Source organism: Sphingopyxis terrae subsp. terrae NBRC 15098 (assembly GCF_001598815.1).
Lineage (GTDB): Bacteria > Pseudomonadota > Alphaproteobacteria > Sphingomonadales > Sphingomonadaceae > Sphingopyxis > Sphingopyxis terrae.
Map to the genome: position 1 here is coordinate 199,251 of NZ_BCZQ01000006.1, position 13,302 is coordinate 212,552.

Genomic DNA, 13,302 nt, shown 5'->3' on the forward strand with positions numbered 1-13,302 from the left:
TGGTGATTCCTGGCGGCGCGATGCGCTGTCTCGCTAAGATGATGCGTGTAGGCCCTTTTCTGGTGCGCGTCAAGCGCGTTTGATGCGTCCAGCGCGCTATTTGTTGCATTGAAAGGCCGCGACGTTGCGTCTATCTCGGCCTCTCGCGGCGGCTGAGTGTGGAATTTCCTCTTCAATGATCGGGATCATTTGCACCGGCCACGTCTTGTGGGATCTCCCGAAGGAAACTCTGCCCCTTCTGCAGGCGCCGCCCTAGCGTCTCGATGAATCCCTCGTAGCGTTCCCGCCCTTTGGCCTGTGCTGATGGTTGAGCATCGTTCGGCAAGGGCGGCGTGATCGTCAGCCAGAACCGGACGAAGAGGGCCAGTGTCTCTGCGGTGACGCCGAGGTCGCGCTCCAAGCGCTGCACCTGGCGCGACAGGCGATCGAGGCGGCGCGCGAACGCGGCCTCGCGCTTGTCCGCGCCATCAGGTGACAGGAATGACGCAACCGCCGCTTCGACGATCGCGGAGCGGGAGAGCTTCTTACGGTCGGCGAGATCGGCGATCTGGCGGAGCATCTCGGGCGGGAAATAAACGTTCATCCGGTCGCGCATGGTTGCCTCACAGATCGATGCCGTCATTGGGATCGAGCGCGACCTGTCTCGCCACGCCGCGCATCTGCTGGCGCAGCGCCTGACGCTGCCGCGCCGCGTCTTCCGGCTCATCGTCCAGCATGATGGAAAACTCGTCGGCCGCGGCAGGTCCGGTTGTTTCCTTGGCGATCGCGACATGGTCGGGCAGCTCCGGCTCGCGCCGCAGCCCGCCATTGGCAGCGTCCTCCGCCTTGTCGAGCTCAGCCGCGAGCACTGCGTCGGGCCGCTGCGGCTTCAACTCGGACCATGCGTCCTTTCGGGCCGAACGCCCGCATTTCGCCGGGTCGGGCGATGGCAGGATGCGCTCCTTGAAGCGGCGATCCTCGAAGTAACGGGCCTTCTTGGCTCGGATGGGATGGACACCGGCGGCCATGACGATCTCGTCTGTGGCCGGCAGCTGCATCACCTCGCCGGGTGTGAGGAGCGGCCGCGCCGTCTCTGAGCGCGAGACCATCAGATGACCGAGCCACGGGCTGAGCCGATGCCCGGCATAGTTCCGCATCGCCTTCATCTCGGTCGCCGTGCCGAGCGCGTCGCTCACACGCTTGGCGGTGCGTTCGTCATTGGTGGCGAAGCTCACGCGCACATGGCAGTTGTCGAGGATCGCGTTGTTCGGGCCATAGGCCTTTTCGATCTGGTTCAATGACTGGGCGATGAGGAATGACTTCAGGCCGTAACCCGCCATGAAGGCGAGCGCGGACTCGAAGAAGTCGAGGCGGCCGAGCGCCGGGAACTCGTCGAGCATCATCAGCACGCGATGCCGCCGGTCTCGCGCATGCAGATCCTCGGTCAGGCGTCGGCCGATCTGGTTGAGCACGAGCCGGATCAACGGCTTCGTCCGGGAGATGTCGGATGGCGGAACCACGAGGTAGAGCGTTGCTGGCTTCTCATCGGCGATGAGGTCGGCGATCCGCCAGTCGCAGCGGCGCGTCACTTCCGCCACCACCGGGTCGCGATAGAGGCCCAAGAAGGACATGGCGGTGGACAGGACGCCTGAGCGCTCGTTGTCGCTCTTGTTGAGGAGTTCGCGCGCCGTCGACGCCACCACGGGATGAGGGCCGCCAGGGCCGAGATGCGGCGTCGTCATCATGGCCTTCAGCGTCGCCTCGATCGGACGGCGCGGATCCGACAGGAAGGCGGCGACACCGGCGAGCGTCTTCTCCTCTTCCGCGTACAGCACATGCAGGATGGCGCCGACGAGCAAAGAATGGCTCGTCTTCTCCCAGTGATTGCGCTTGTCGAGCGAGCCCTCGGGGTCGACGAGAACGTCGGCGACATTCTGCACGTCGCGGACTTCCCACTCGCCGCGCCGCACTTCCAGGAGCGGGTTGTAGGCGGCCGACTTGGCGTTGGTGGGATCGAACAGCAGGACGCGGCCGTGCCTCGCGCGGAAGCCGGCGGTCAGCTGCCAGTTCTCGCCCTTGATGTCGTGGACGATGGCGGAGCCCGGCCAGGTGAGGAGCGTGGGAACGACGAGGCCGACACCCTTACCCGATCGGGTCGGTGCGAAGCACAAGACATGCTCCGGTCCATCGTGCCGGAGATAGTCGTCGCCGAGCTTTCCCAGGACGACGCCATCGGGTCCGAGCAGGCCCGCTGCCTTCACCTCCCGGAGTTCAGCCCAGCGGGCCGAGCCATAGGTCTCCACATTCTTCGCCTCACGGGCACGCCATACCGACATCGCTATGGCGACGGCGATGGAGATGAAGCCGCCTGAGGCGGCGATGATGGCACCTTCAACAAAGATCGGCGGGGCATAGGCGTCGTAGAAGTACCACCACCAGAAGAAGGCGGGTGGATAGTAGACCGGCCAACCCGCCAGCTCGAACCACGGCGTGCCGAGCTGCGCCTGAAAGCCGAGCCGCCAGGCGGTCCATTGGGTCGCGCCCCAGGTCGTGAGCAGCACGATGAGGAACACTGTGGTGATTTGGCCCCAGAGGATTTTCGTCGCGGACATCGGTGGCGGTGCTTTCTTCCTTGCTGGCTAGAGGGCGAGCCCGCGCTTGCGGCCGAGGCCCCATTCGATGCCGCCGCCATCCTTCACGGCGCCAGCGACATGCTGGCCGAGCTTGCGTTCGATCTCGCGGGACCAGGGTACAAGCTGGAAGCCGAGGCCGTTGTCGATCATCGCGAACCGGCCGGAGGAGAGGTCGAGACGCTGGCGATAGATGCCCGCGACCTGATCACCGGCGGTCGGCTTCATGTGCGCCAGACCGGTCTCGGCGGAGAGGCGCGCCCCGACCGCATCCAGTTCGCGCCGCCGCAGCGTGGCGAGGAGGTCGCGTTGCAGGATGATCCGCTGGCCTTGGCGTCGACCGAGGCCTTGGTCGGCGAGATGCTCGGCCCGTGCCTGCAGGGCTTCGCGCACCTCTCGCCCGAAGCCTCCCATCGACAGCGGCATGGGGTCCGCCTCCACAAGCCGATGGTCCAGCCAGGTGGCCCCCGGCGCCTTGATCTGCTGGCCGAGTTCGAGGTCTGACCGGCTCGCGAGAACAAGCGTCGGGCGCGGCTCATCGGCTCGGCCAAAGCGCCGAACCTCCACGATGCCGCCGATCGCAGGCGCATGCTCGAAGGCCTCGACACCGCGGAACCGGACATGGTGGGCCCGGCCATCGGTGCCATCGATCACCGCATAGGCTTCGCCCGTCAACTCGTCGTGCAGGCCGCGATCGACCAGCCGCCCGATGATCGGCGCCTGTCCGCTGCCGCCTTCGATGACATAGTCGGCGACAGCGCGATCCTCACCACGCTCGGCGAAGGCGCGGTGCATGGTCTTGATGATGTCCCCGCGAAGCCCGAGGTCGCGCAGGTGGCGTTCGGCGTCGAGGCCGACCATCCACTCGCCGGGGCTGGCGGATGACGCAAGGCCCATCTTCTCCAGGTACTGGAGTCGGCCGATCATGAGCCGCCGGGTCTGGGGATCAGCAGCACCGGATTGCTCGGGACGAAGATCGATGAAGCCCGTCTCGTCGGCGGCTATGCGAACCTCGACATCGAGACGAGTCCAGCGCTCGGCCGTGATTTCGCGCTCGAGCGCCGTTTTGATTTCGTGCTCCGGCTTCGGGCCGAGTTCGATCGACACGAGATCCTCGGCCCGGGATCGCAAGCCGCGGCTGATGTAGTCGCGTGAGATGACGAGGTCGGCGCCCTGGGCGTCAACGCCTCGCACCAGCAGGTGGACGTGGGGATTGTCGGTGTTCCAGTGATCGACCGCGGCCCAATCGAGCCGGGTCCCGAGGTCGGCTTCCATCTGACGCGCGAGGTCGCGCGTGAAGGCGCGCAGGTCCGTCATCTCGCCGGCGTCCTCGGGCGAGATGATGAAGCGGAAATGGTGCCGGTCGTCCTTCGAGCGCGCGGCGAAACCAGCGTCATCGGCGCGGTCGCTGTCGGCATCGAACATCACGGCCTTTTCACCGTCGCGCGTGACGCCGTCGCGCTTGAGATAAGAGAGGTGGGCATTGAGCGGCGCAGACCGGAAGGCCCGGCCCTGGTGGCGGGCGATCCGCGCCTTGACGACGACGCGGCGCGACGAGCTGAAAAGCCGCGCGCGGCTGAACGCGATCCGTCCGCGCCCGAAGCTCGAACGGCCATAGCCGGATGCCCTGCGGCCCTGACCGCCGCCAGTGCCGACATGCCCCGAGCGCTTGGCGGCGCGCAGGACCTGGTTGATGAAGCTCTTGGGTTTCGGCGCCCGCGTCGAACCGATGCGGCCTGGCCGGACCCGGAAGTCGCTGTCGCCCTCGCTCATCGCCGGCCTCCGGCAGGCAAAACGCCGGACAGTGCCGGCAATGTCCTTGAAATAGCGTGGAAAATAGCCGGAAGCGGCACTGTCCCCGACCGACCGGCACGTGAAAAGCCATGCGAAAGCAATGGCTTGTGCGCGAGTGGCGAGCCGCTTTTATCTCGCCGTCTGTTGGTCGTGTCTGTTTCGCCCCAACCACCCCCTGCCGCCTCTTTCCGGGAACTCGCTACACCGCGCCGGAGTGCGTTTCTTGTCATGGGCGCCCCCTATCATCGGCGCGGGTCACGAAGATGCCTGCCGTCTGCGTCGAACCGGCGATTGGGGGTTGCTGCGGATCTGCGGTTCGGCTGCCGTTCCTTTGACGATCGGGCTGCGATCGTTCTGCTGCAACGCTGCCGTTGGAGCGCGCGACGAACAACGGAGACCGAGTCCACGCGAGCGGGTCGGCGGTCTCGACCGCGACGCCGGCAGCGAGCGGCTCACTGCCGACCAACGGCGCGATCGCGGCCACGTAGGCGATGGTCTCGGCGGGCAGCGCGCGGCCAGCCGAGAGATAGTCATCGTAGCGCCCGGGGCCGGCATTGTAGGCCGCGAGGAAGCCCGGCGCGCCGTAGCGGTCGTGCATTTCGCGCAGATAGGCTGAACCAGCGAGGATGTTGTCGCGCGGGTCAAAGGGATCGGCCCCCAGACCGTGGCGCGCCCGCAGGTCCGCCCAGGTCGCGGGCATGATCTGCATGAGTCCCATCGCGCCCTTGGGCGAAACCGCGCGGACACGACCGCCGCTCTCGACGCGCATGACTGCCCAGATCCAGCGCTCGGGAATGCCGAACCGCTGCGCTGCCTCGGCGACCGCTTGTGTGTGTGGCGAGCCTGCCGCGGGTCGCTCGATGACCGAGGTCTGCGCCAGAGACGGCGCGGGCATCGCGCCGGCAAAGGCCAGGCCGGAAAGGAGAAGGAAGGGCAGTCGGCGGGCGGCCACTTTCGGTCCGGCAGCGGGCTGGCGACGGGAGACGCGCATCGATCAGTCCCGCTCGCTGCGCTTGGTCGGCCTGTTCCAGTAGAGACCCCATGCTGATTTGTTGTCGGCCGACTGGAACAGGTTGGCTCGGATTGGCTGCGCGAAGGTCGGATCGTCGAACTGCAACGACACATACTCGCCGGCCTTCTCGCCGGTGCGCTTCCATCCCGCGCCCACTTCCGGCCCATCGGCGTCGTCGCCGAGGTGAACGCGATAGTCGGGCGCGTTCTCGGCGTCGGAGTGCTCCGCCGGCACGAGCACCAGAGTGGCGTCGAGGGCGAGCGTGCGAATGCGGCCGCCATAGCCGCTCTTGGTGCGGGTGAATTCTCCGATCAGGCTCATGGCGACCTCCTTGGCGATGCGGTGGAACGGGTCATGGCTGCGCCGTCACCGCGTCGGCGCGCGCCAAACGAAGCGACCTTCGCCGTCTTCGTCGGTGTACAGAGGCGTGGCCCGGCCGATCACGGTGGTGAAGGCGAGAGGCCCGAAGTAGCGGCCGTCCAGGCTGTCCCGGACGCCGATGTTCATGAGGAAGAGTTCGCTCGCGCCGAGCCTGTGGCAGCCCTGCCAGATGGGCAGCGTGCGCCCCAGACGGTCGCGGTCGAGCGCATTGCCGACTGTGATTCCGTCGACGGTAATGTCGCCACCCGAACGGCAGACCGTTTGCCCGGGAAGTGCGGCAACGCGTTTCAAGAGCGGCACGCCGCGTGGCAGATAACCCCGGTCCGCGAGGAATGCGGTAAGCGGCTCCGGCGCATTGACCGCGACAAGGTCGGTGACCTCGAGCGGTGTCGCCGGGCCGATCTCGTAGAGACCGACCGGGACGCTGGCCGATGCGTTCCAGACGAGCCGCGGTGCAACGTGCACCATGGCCAGCGTGATCAGCAGGAGCGCGGCGCCCGTGGCCGTCAGCAGGTAGCCGGCGCGCGTCATGGCTCGGCCCTCTGTCGCAAGCGCCAGGCGCGGTGCTGCTGTCGGCAGTAGGATCGCGGGGCGTCGCCGGCGGCGAGCCGGTTGTGGACATGGCGCCAGTAGTCGGGGGCAGCTTCGGCGGGGTCGATGTCGAGCGCTTCGATCGCGTCGATCAGAAGCAGCACGCGTTCGACGCTCGGCCAGCCGCTTGTTTGCAGCAGGATTTCACCACCGGGTCGCACCGAGGGTAGCGTCTGATAGCCTTCGCTCACGCTGACGGCGCGCAGGATGTCGATGCGCGAGACGACGGTGCCAAAGCCATTTGATGCCCAGCGGACGAAGGCGAAGACAGCCCCGGCGGGGAAGCTGAGGACGCGGCGCCGTCGGTCGAGGATCTGTTCGTGGACCGCATGGCCGAAGCGGATCCAGTGCTCGATCTGCTTCTCGCGCCAAACCAGTTCGACCTCGGTGAGCCGACCGGGAGGTGATGACGGCCGAACGCCCGCTGCGCCATGAAGTGAGGGTGCGCTCATGGCGCGTCCCCCTCGGCAGGAAACGCGCCCGCGAGGAGCTCGCGCAGCATGTCGGCGACGGTTTGGCCGCGCTGGAACGCGGTGACCTTGATCCGGCCGCGCAGGTCCGGCGTGACGTCGATCGTGAGGCGCGCGGTGTAGGCGATGGCGTCAGCCCTGCGGCCGCGCGGATCGTCGGCGGTCTTGATCCAAGTGTCCGGGTCGCCGGGCCGCGCGGCGAAGCTGCGCCTGGTCATGGTGCGAGCCTTCCAACTTCGGCGCAAAGCGCTGCGATCTCGCGCGTGCCGGCACGCTGGCCATCGAGCTCCGAGATCAGGCGGCCGGATTGCGCGGCATCCGCGAAGCCGACGCGTTGGCCTATCGCGCTCGCCAGCACCGGCGGATCGTGTTCGGCGAGTGCCTTCGCGGTCTCGCGTGCGATGATGGTGCGCGCGCCACAGCGGTTGAGCACGAACCGGGCGACAAGCGACGGGCGGAACAGGCGTGCCTCGCGGAGCAGTGCCAGCATCTCGGCTGACGCCCATCCGTCGAAGGGCGACGGCTGAACCGGGATGAGGACGAGATCGGCGGCAAGCAGGGCCGAGCGCATGAGGCCGGCGACGCGCGGCGGCCCATCGATCACCACATGATCGGCGCCGCGCGCCAGTTCGGGCGCTTCGCGGTGCAAGGTGTCGCGCGCCAGTCCGATGACGGCGAACCGGCGAGGCAGGCCTTCACGGGCGCGGGCTTCGGACCAGTCGAGTGAAGAACCCTGCGGATCGGCGTCGATGAGCATGACGCGTTGATCGCGGCTGGCCCATTCGCCGGCGAGATGAAGGGCGAGCGTCGTCTTGCCAACGCCGCCCTTCTGGTTGAGCAACGCGACGATCATGACCGTGCGCTCCGTCGGCCGCGGGGTGGTTTTCCACCGTTGCCCCGCTCCAACAAGAAGTTAGATTCGTTGTTAGACTCTAAGTTAAGGCTCGGAATCGCCGTTTCAGGCCAGAGGGTTAGTTGCGATTTCCGCGCCCGAAGTCCCGAGGCGGCAACGCCCGAAATCCCGATACCGTTTGCGCCCGAAGTCCCGATCGCATCCACAACGCCATCCACAGGGCCTGTGGACAAGTTGATGGGGCGGATGTGCAGGCGTTCCTGACGACCGGCGCGCTCCAGAGCCAAGCGATAGCCGGGCAGCGGCTGGCGGGCGACGATGCGGCGGATGTCGATGGCGAAGTCGGAAACACGCGCCTGGCTGCCCGATTTGGCGTGCAAGTGCGCGATTTCGAAGGTCCAGCCCGCGGGCTGACGGCCGGCATGCTTGCGGGCGACCCGATAGAGCCAGCGCTCGATGCCGCCGGTCAGTCGGAAATAGGCGGGATCGATGGCGAGGACGAGCGAGCGGTCAATGACACCGCGATAGAGCCAGTCGGGCAGGACGAACTCCATGCCCTCCACGCGGCCGTCGCGCGTCGTGCATTCCCCCCACTCGTTTATCCAGGAGAATTGCTGACGCCGCCAATGCTCGCCGTTGCGGATCGTGGTGCGGATGACCGTCGACTGAAGGCGCGCCAGAGCGCCCTTGAGGAGCCGATAGTCGCGCGATCCGGTCTGGCGCCCGATGGCAGTCAGGAGTTGATATGGCGTGAAGCGCAGGAAGCGTGACGTTTGAAAGCCTAGGTTCGCGGCTTCGACAATCTGGCTCGCGGCCCAGATCAGGATGTCGGCGTCCCAGATGGTCGCCATGCCATGCTCCGGGACCGCGAAGACTTCGACGCGGACGTCGCCGGCTTCGTAGTGGATCGGTGAGGTGCGCTTGGCCTTGGCGAGCGAGAAGAAGGGCCGCTCCATCAGATCGCGCTGGTCGCGCGGACTGGCGTCGCCGGTGGCGACGATGAACGGGTCGAGCCGCGATCGTTCGCTCAAGGAGAGGGGGCGCTGCCGCGGGGACATGCCGGACGGCTCAGCGGGCCTGGCCGCCGCCGAAGGCAGGCGTGACGGCGGCATGGCGCTTGGCGGGAAGGACGCTCCCGCGCGGATCGGACGTCGAGGTGACAAACCCGAGGTCAGCCCACGCTTTCAGGTCCTCGAGCGCGTAGACGACGCGCCCGCCGAGCTTGCGATAGGCGGGACCGGTGCCGTAGGTCCGGTGTTTCTCGAGCGTGCGATCCGAGAGACCGAGGAAGCGCGCCGCTTCAGGCGTACGGAGAAAGCGTTGCGGCACGCCGGCGCCATTGGGTGACATGATCGGGCCTCCGAGTTTGCGCGAGAGCCGCAGGGGGACAGCGGCGGTTGGCGGCTACCCTGGCGGACCGCGAAGTTGCGGAGGGAGTGGGAAGCTGGCGGGAGCAAATCCCCACACCAGGCGTGCTAGCGTCGACGGCGATGGCTCAGCAGGCGTCGATAGCCGCCGGCGATCATGGCGAGGCCGCCGCGCACGAGGTCCATGGTCGCGAACCGGCGCGAGGATGTTTTCCACGGTTCATCGGCAAGGTCGCGCGTGCCGAACAGTGTCACGGCGATTTCGCGGTAGCTGGCGCCGCTGAGACGACCGTCCACGGCCTGCAACATCCGTCGCGCACGTTGACGTTGCTGCCGCGTGAGCCGTGTGTCGGCAGGGATCGCGCGACCATGAAGCGAACTCAGGAGACGGGCGACGGCCTCGAGCCGATCGAAGCCTTCGGGGCCGAGCGGGATGACGGCCGCCGCGCCTTCGTCCGCGCCGAATCCGCCGAGGCGCAGGATCTGGAGCCGTTCGCCATTCGTGAGGGTATGAACGAAGTGGGAGCCTTGCGCGTCTGATTGGCCGGGCGCCTGCGCGTCAATGGATTGTGACGTGTCGTCCTTCGGCAGGATGGCGGGCGGTGCGGTCAATAGTACGACACCAGTGTTCACGGTGGGCGCCCAGATGGGCGCGGCCTCTTTGGCGTCGAGGGCGGGCGACAACAGGAAATCGCAGCCCCCATCGAGACCTCGTCGCCTCGGTTGCTGCGGTGTCGGCGTTCGGTTCCAGCTGAGCGGCCTCGAAGTCGCGCTGATAGTCTTCGTTCCGGCGCAGCCATTCCCAGGCGAGTTCGGGCGAGACGAGGCTTTCGACGTATTCGTAGCGCTCGGACGATCGCCAGTGCGAGATGTCGGGGGTCATGCATCCTCCGCCAGCAAACCTGCAGCAGCTTCGATGCGCAGGATTCCGCCACGCAAGCACAAGTGGAAGCCGGAGAAATGGAAACGGGCGATGCCGCTGCGGCATCACCCCCGCATCAGTGACGCGGGTGCTCTTGTGCGAGCTCGCGGTAGCCGTGCAGGGTCATCCATTTGGCACGATCGAGATGGCTGTCATGGATGCGCCGGGCGCGCTCCGGTTCGGCGGCCGGGTCTATGCCGAACAGGATCGACACGGCCTCTTGCCAAGCAGCGCCGTCCGACGCGGCATCAAGGAGACGGAGGTAGAGCGTCATGTGCGCCCGATCATAGTCGGTGATCGACGCGCTCTCCGGCGGTCGTTCGAGGAAGTCTGCCTTGGTCACGACGCCCCACCTGGAATCACAGAGCCCCTGCGTGTCGACATGGCGTTAACCAAGCCCGACTTCGACGGCAACTGGTATGGCTGCTGGCCCGCAACGCGGGTTGGCCGTCGTGGAACGGCGCTAGCTTCTCTTCCGCATGTCGCTGGCGGCTTTTCGGCCATGGACGAGCATCACCCCTTCACCTTGGTCAGACTGCAAGAGGACGATGCCATGCGCTTCGAATGCCCGGCGCACCTGATCGCGCGTGCTCTCGTAGACCTTCAAGTCGCTCTCCGACTCGAGGCGCTTGAGCGCGGTCAGTGATACACGGGCTTCGTCAGCGAGCGTCTCCTGTGTCCAACCCAGCAGCGCGCGTGCGGCCCGCGACAGTCGGGCGGTGATCATGCATGATCACCTCCACTCGGACCTCAGCGCACGCCAGAACTACGACTATAATAGTCGCTCTTGGCTTCTCGGGCCAGACTGAAGAGCGTCTATTGCGGTCGCTCGAGTAGTTCAGGCCGCAACCTGATTCGGATGCTTTGGCTGACGAAGGCCCGTCCGGATCGACCGGACGGGGCGTCGCCGGAGCCTCAGTCGCCGTTGCGGCGGCTGGGGCGGGACCAGATGAGGCTGAAAGCTTCGCCGTCCTCGTCGTTGAACAGGTTGGCGTAGATCGGGGCGTTGAAGCTCGGGTCGTCCAGCTTGAGACCAAGATAGTCGCGGCCCTCGTTGGAGCGCTTGGACCAGGCGGCGCCGATCTCGGCGCGACCGACCAGGACGCGGTGGCTGGGGGCGTTCTCGCCGGTGGCCCGGGTCTCGGGGACGATGCGGACGTTCTTGGCCTGAACGCTCAGGGTGACGATCTCGCCGGTGAACTCGTTCGTGCCGGTCTTCTTGAAGGTGCCGATGGTGGCCATGTCATTTCTCCTCGATCTGAAGTCTCGAGCCCGCACCATTGCGGCCTCGATGGCGATCGACGGGCCGGAGACGATCGACGGCGCACCCCTGCCTGGGGTCCCCAGCTCGCTGGGGTAGGCTTGGGGCCTGACAGCAAAGGAGGAACTTTCTTGTCCCGCGAGGAATGACGGCGCAGCCGGCAGGGGAAGAAAGTTGTGACGCCGCTGTTGCGCCATAGGCGAGCGAGGCGTGAGCCGGTCTTCGGCCAGATCAGGCCATTGAAGAGGCCGCTCGGGTGCGCTCGATCTGGCTAGATCCCGAGGGGATGACGTGGCGGCGCAAGGCATCGGCCGAATTGGCACGCGCGGTTCACGTGATCGGCGTTTCCGAGCTCTGAGCTGACACGTCTCGTCCTGCTGATGAGGGGCGCCTGACCGGTGACGCCCGTCAGCCTGCGTTTGGTCAGTCGGCGAATGAGCAGCCTGGGATCAGACGATCAGCGAGCACTGCGCCATGACAGGTTGCGCACTGACGTGCGCGCCCTTCGCCCGATCCCACATCAGGTCGGTCGATGGTTGGTGCGTGGTGCACGTCGGCTTTCTGGTCCGGCTCTGCGGTCAGTTCGGCATTCAGGCATTGGCAACGCCCCGGCTGGTCGATCCTGGCGGGGTGAGTGACGTCACGCGGATGAAGGTCGTGATCGCAACGGCAATCGCCCCGATGACCGAGAACACGAGCTGCCAGGTTTCCGACGGCATGGTGTGTTTCACGATGCCATGCGTCGCGTGAAAGCCCGCGATGGCTGCGGGCGCGACGAAAGCCAATGCGACGAGGAGTTTCAGCCAGGCTGGCCGCAGGATGGCGAGCAGAAGCTGGCCGACGCCGAGTGCGATAACGGCACCAACGGCGCCGATGACGATGGCACCGAGCAGGCCGGCGCCGGTCTGATGCGCCCAGATGCCCGCGCTGACGCCGATGAAAGCTGGAAGGGCAAAGACGGCGAGCGTGAACAACAGCCAGCAAAGCACGCCGATGGCGACGAGCGAACCGAGAATGGCGAAGACGATCATGGTGGTGGCCTCCGTGAGAAAGGTCTGACGGGTGCGCCAACCACCACCACCAAGGCGCTTTGCAGAGTATAGCGAAATTCGACGTGCTTCGGGAGCGGAAATCGAACCGATCTCCGCCCGCGAAGCTGTTCCGCCAGACGTCAGACGTCGAACGGATCGATCTCGGCCACGACCTCGGCATCGCCGTCAAACTCGTTGCAGGGAGTGACAGACAGCGTGCCGTCGCCCGCCCGGAAGATGATGATGGCGACCATCAGGGTGCCAGCGAGGCTGTTTGCGAAGGCATAAGCGGCGTCGAGGGACATCGGTCCGGCTCCTGTTTCGAGCGGAGGACCATCCCCCGCTGACAGGCGCCCGATGTGTCCGGCCGAGGGCCGCAATCACCGCGTAGGCGAAGACGAAGCGGCGGCACGCCAAGGCGTAGCCGACCCTTCACGGGTTGATGGCATCAGGCCCCCGGTTGGACCAAGGATCAGCGCATTTGAAGCGGGGGTCGCGAAGTTTCAGATTAGGAGCTACACCGATGGCCGGACCACGATGCTGGTGCTGACGTAGCGCTTCATGCTGACGACAGAACTTGACGCAGTCATCATGCGAAGGCTTGCCGCCGATATGTTTGCACCCTTCAACGCAGTTCAGATTCGTGTGTCAATCGACGGTATTGACCCTCCTGCTTGGAGGCGTCTGATCGTACCGATCGACTGGAATCTGGAGCAATTGCACCTGACGATCCAAGCGGCGTTTAACTGGTGGAATTACCACCTGCATGAGTTTCAGATTGGCGGACTGCGCTTTGGCGATGCGGCGGCTGCCTATGAAAGCTCCAGCGGGGAGTTAGCGTCCGCGCTCGTGGTGTAATTTCCGGTGTAGGCGATGGTGTATTCCGGGGTGGGGCATGCCCCACCCCGGAATGCGGCGTCGCTGGTGGCCACCGGGTTCATCGTTATGGTGGAGTTTGCACACTTCAACCGTGACGAAGAGGAGTTCCCGATGACCGAGGACAGATTACTG

At 66.2% G+C, this 13,302-nt stretch carries 19 protein-coding genes; 1 reads left to right on the forward strand and 18 read right to left on the reverse strand.

From position 1 onward, the window contains the following. Window positions 1–172 precede the first annotated feature (172 nt). From STE01S_RS05715 to STE01S_RS20290, 18 genes are all read right to left on the reverse strand, one after another. A complete protein-coding gene (locus STE01S_RS05715) occupies window positions 173–622 on the reverse strand; it encodes a CopG family transcriptional regulator (protein WP_457920833.1) in 450 nt (149 codons plus the stop codon). Next, a complete protein-coding gene (locus tag STE01S_RS05720) occupies window positions 603–2,591 on the reverse strand; it encodes a conjugal transfer protein TraG (RefSeq protein WP_062765759.1) in 1,989 nt (662 codons plus the stop codon). The genes STE01S_RS05715 and STE01S_RS05720 overlap by 20 nt, the downstream gene beginning before the upstream one ends. Before the next feature lie 27 nt (window positions 2,592–2,618). Next, window positions 2,619–4,382, reverse strand: coding sequence for a relaxase/mobilization nuclease domain-containing protein (locus tag STE01S_RS05725; protein WP_062765762.1), 1,764 nt, complete (start codon window positions 4,380–4,382; stop codon window positions 2,619–2,621). 247 nt (window positions 4,383–4,629) lie between these two features. Then, entirely contained in the window at window positions 4,630–5,394 is a 765-nt protein-coding gene (locus STE01S_RS05730; protein ID WP_062765765.1) for a lytic transglycosylase domain-containing protein, read from the reverse strand. 3 nt (window positions 5,395–5,397) lie between these two features. Beyond that, the gene (locus tag STE01S_RS05735) at window positions 5,398–5,736 is read right to left on the reverse strand and encodes a DUF736 domain-containing protein (RefSeq protein ID WP_062765773.1); all 339 of its coding nucleotides are present in this window, start codon (window positions 5,734–5,736) and stop codon (window positions 5,398–5,400) included. 45 nt (window positions 5,737–5,781) lie between these two features. Further along, a complete protein-coding gene (locus STE01S_RS05740; protein WP_062765776.1) occupies window positions 5,782–6,327 on the reverse strand; it encodes a S26 family signal peptidase in 546 nt (181 codons plus the stop codon). Further along, window positions 6,324–6,839 (reverse strand): DUF2840 domain-containing protein, encoded by a 516-nt coding sequence (locus tag STE01S_RS05745; protein WP_062765779.1) that lies wholly within the window; start codon window positions 6,837–6,839, stop codon window positions 6,324–6,326. The genes STE01S_RS05740 and STE01S_RS05745 overlap by 4 nt, the downstream gene beginning before the upstream one ends. Continuing rightward, complete coding sequence (locus tag STE01S_RS05750) at window positions 6,836–7,075, reverse strand: ribbon-helix-helix protein (protein WP_062765781.1); 240 nt, start codon at window positions 7,073–7,075, stop codon at window positions 6,836–6,838. The genes STE01S_RS05745 and STE01S_RS05750 overlap by 4 nt, the downstream gene beginning before the upstream one ends. Next, complete coding sequence (gene parA, locus STE01S_RS05755; RefSeq protein ID WP_062765783.1) at window positions 7,072–7,710, reverse strand: ParA family partition ATPase; 639 nt, start codon at window positions 7,708–7,710, stop codon at window positions 7,072–7,074. The genes STE01S_RS05750 and parA overlap by 4 nt, the downstream gene beginning before the upstream one ends. Beyond that, window positions 7,707–8,741, reverse strand: coding sequence for a replication initiator protein A (locus STE01S_RS05760; RefSeq protein WP_255265889.1), 1,035 nt, complete (start codon window positions 8,739–8,741; stop codon window positions 7,707–7,709). The genes parA and STE01S_RS05760 overlap by 4 nt, the downstream gene beginning before the upstream one ends. Before the next feature lie 37 nt (window positions 8,742–8,778). After that, window positions 8,779–9,060, reverse strand: a complete 282-nt coding sequence (locus tag STE01S_RS05765) for a helix-turn-helix transcriptional regulator (protein ID WP_062765788.1) — start codon at window positions 9,058–9,060, stop codon at window positions 8,779–8,781. 125 nt (window positions 9,061–9,185) lie between these two features. Then, window positions 9,186–9,689 (reverse strand): DUF2285 domain-containing protein, encoded by a 504-nt coding sequence (locus STE01S_RS20745; protein WP_255265890.1) that lies wholly within the window; start codon window positions 9,687–9,689, stop codon window positions 9,186–9,188. Continuing rightward, complete coding sequence (locus STE01S_RS20285; protein WP_162928203.1) at window positions 9,637–9,960, reverse strand: transcriptional regulator domain-containing protein; 324 nt, start codon at window positions 9,958–9,960, stop codon at window positions 9,637–9,639. Before STE01S_RS20285 ends, STE01S_RS20745 begins: the two co-directional genes overlap by 53 nt. 115 nt (window positions 9,961–10,075) lie before the next feature. Next, on the reverse strand, window positions 10,076–10,342 hold the full coding sequence (locus STE01S_RS05775) for a DNA -binding domain-containing protein (protein WP_062765790.1): 267 nt from the start codon (window positions 10,340–10,342) through the stop codon (window positions 10,076–10,078). A 120-nt stretch (window positions 10,343–10,462) separates the two neighbouring features. Further along, on the reverse strand, window positions 10,463–10,726 hold the full coding sequence (locus tag STE01S_RS05780) for a helix-turn-helix domain-containing protein (RefSeq protein WP_062765793.1): 264 nt from the start codon (window positions 10,724–10,726) through the stop codon (window positions 10,463–10,465). A gap of 188 nt (window positions 10,727–10,914) precedes the next feature. Further along, window positions 10,915–11,241, reverse strand: coding sequence for a DUF736 domain-containing protein (locus tag STE01S_RS05785; protein WP_062765796.1), 327 nt, complete (start codon window positions 11,239–11,241; stop codon window positions 10,915–10,917). A 609-nt stretch (window positions 11,242–11,850) separates the two neighbouring features. After that, window positions 11,851–12,291, reverse strand: coding sequence for a hypothetical protein (locus tag STE01S_RS05790; protein WP_062765799.1), 441 nt, complete (start codon window positions 12,289–12,291; stop codon window positions 11,851–11,853). 140 nt (window positions 12,292–12,431) lie between these two features. Beyond that, window positions 12,432–12,596, reverse strand: a complete 165-nt coding sequence (locus STE01S_RS20290; RefSeq protein WP_011579877.1) for a hypothetical protein — start codon at window positions 12,594–12,596, stop codon at window positions 12,432–12,434. Window positions 12,597–12,852: 256 nt separating this feature from the next. Between STE01S_RS20290 and STE01S_RS05795 the strand changes: the two genes are divergently transcribed. Next, a complete protein-coding gene (locus STE01S_RS05795) occupies window positions 12,853–13,149 on the forward strand; it encodes a plasmid pRiA4b ORF-3 family protein (protein ID WP_218016971.1) in 297 nt (98 codons plus the stop codon). Window positions 13,150–13,302: the final 153 nt, after the last annotated feature.

Coding starts and splice junctions, on each gene's coding strand:
- STE01S_RS05720 (WP_062765759.1), bottom strand. CDS start 2,591: ATGTCCGCGACGAAAATCCTCTGGGGCCAAATCACCACAGTGTTCCTC.
- STE01S_RS05750 (WP_062765781.1), bottom strand. CDS start 7,075: ATGACCAGGCGCAGCTTCGCCGCGCGGCCCGGCGACCCGGACACTTGG.
- STE01S_RS05790 (WP_062765799.1), bottom strand. CDS start 12,291: ATGATCGTCTTCGCCATTCTCGGTTCGCTCGTCGCCATCGGCGTGCTT.
- STE01S_RS05735 (WP_062765773.1), bottom strand. CDS start 5,736: ATGAGCCTGATCGGAGAATTCACCCGCACCAAGAGCGGCTATGGCGGC.
- STE01S_RS05725 (WP_062765762.1), bottom strand. CDS start 4,382: ATGAGCGAGGGCGACAGCGACTTCCGGGTCCGGCCAGGCCGCATCGGT.
- STE01S_RS05745 (WP_062765779.1), bottom strand. CDS start 6,839: ATGAGCGCACCCTCACTTCATGGCGCAGCGGGCGTTCGGCCGTCATCA.
- STE01S_RS05765 (WP_062765788.1), bottom strand. CDS start 9,060: ATGTCACCCAATGGCGCCGGCGTGCCGCAACGCTTTCTCCGTACGCCT.
- parA (WP_062765783.1), bottom strand. CDS start 7,710: ATGATCGTCGCGTTGCTCAACCAGAAGGGCGGCGTTGGCAAGACGACG.
- STE01S_RS05780 (WP_062765793.1), bottom strand. CDS start 10,726: ATGATCACCGCCCGACTGTCGCGGGCCGCACGCGCGCTGCTGGGTTGG.
- STE01S_RS05730 (WP_062765765.1), bottom strand. CDS start 5,394: ATGCGCGTCTCCCGTCGCCAGCCCGCTGCCGGACCGAAAGTGGCCGCC.
- STE01S_RS20285 (WP_162928203.1), bottom strand. CDS start 9,960: ATGACCCCCGACATCTCGCACTGGCGATCGTCCGAGCGCTACGAATAC.
- STE01S_RS05795 (WP_218016971.1), top strand. CDS start 12,853: ATGCTGACGACAGAACTTGACGCAGTCATCATGCGAAGGCTTGCCGCC.
- STE01S_RS05740 (WP_062765776.1), bottom strand. CDS start 6,327: ATGACGCGCGCCGGCTACCTGCTGACGGCCACGGGCGCCGCGCTCCTG.
- STE01S_RS05715 (WP_457920833.1), bottom strand. CDS start 622: ATGACGGCATCGATCTGTGAGGCAACCATGCGCGACCGGATGAACGTT.
- STE01S_RS20290 (WP_011579877.1), bottom strand. CDS start 12,596: ATGTCCCTCGACGCCGCTTATGCCTTCGCAAACAGCCTCGCTGGCACC.
- STE01S_RS05785 (WP_062765796.1), bottom strand. CDS start 11,241: ATGGCCACCATCGGCACCTTCAAGAAGACCGGCACGAACGAGTTCACC.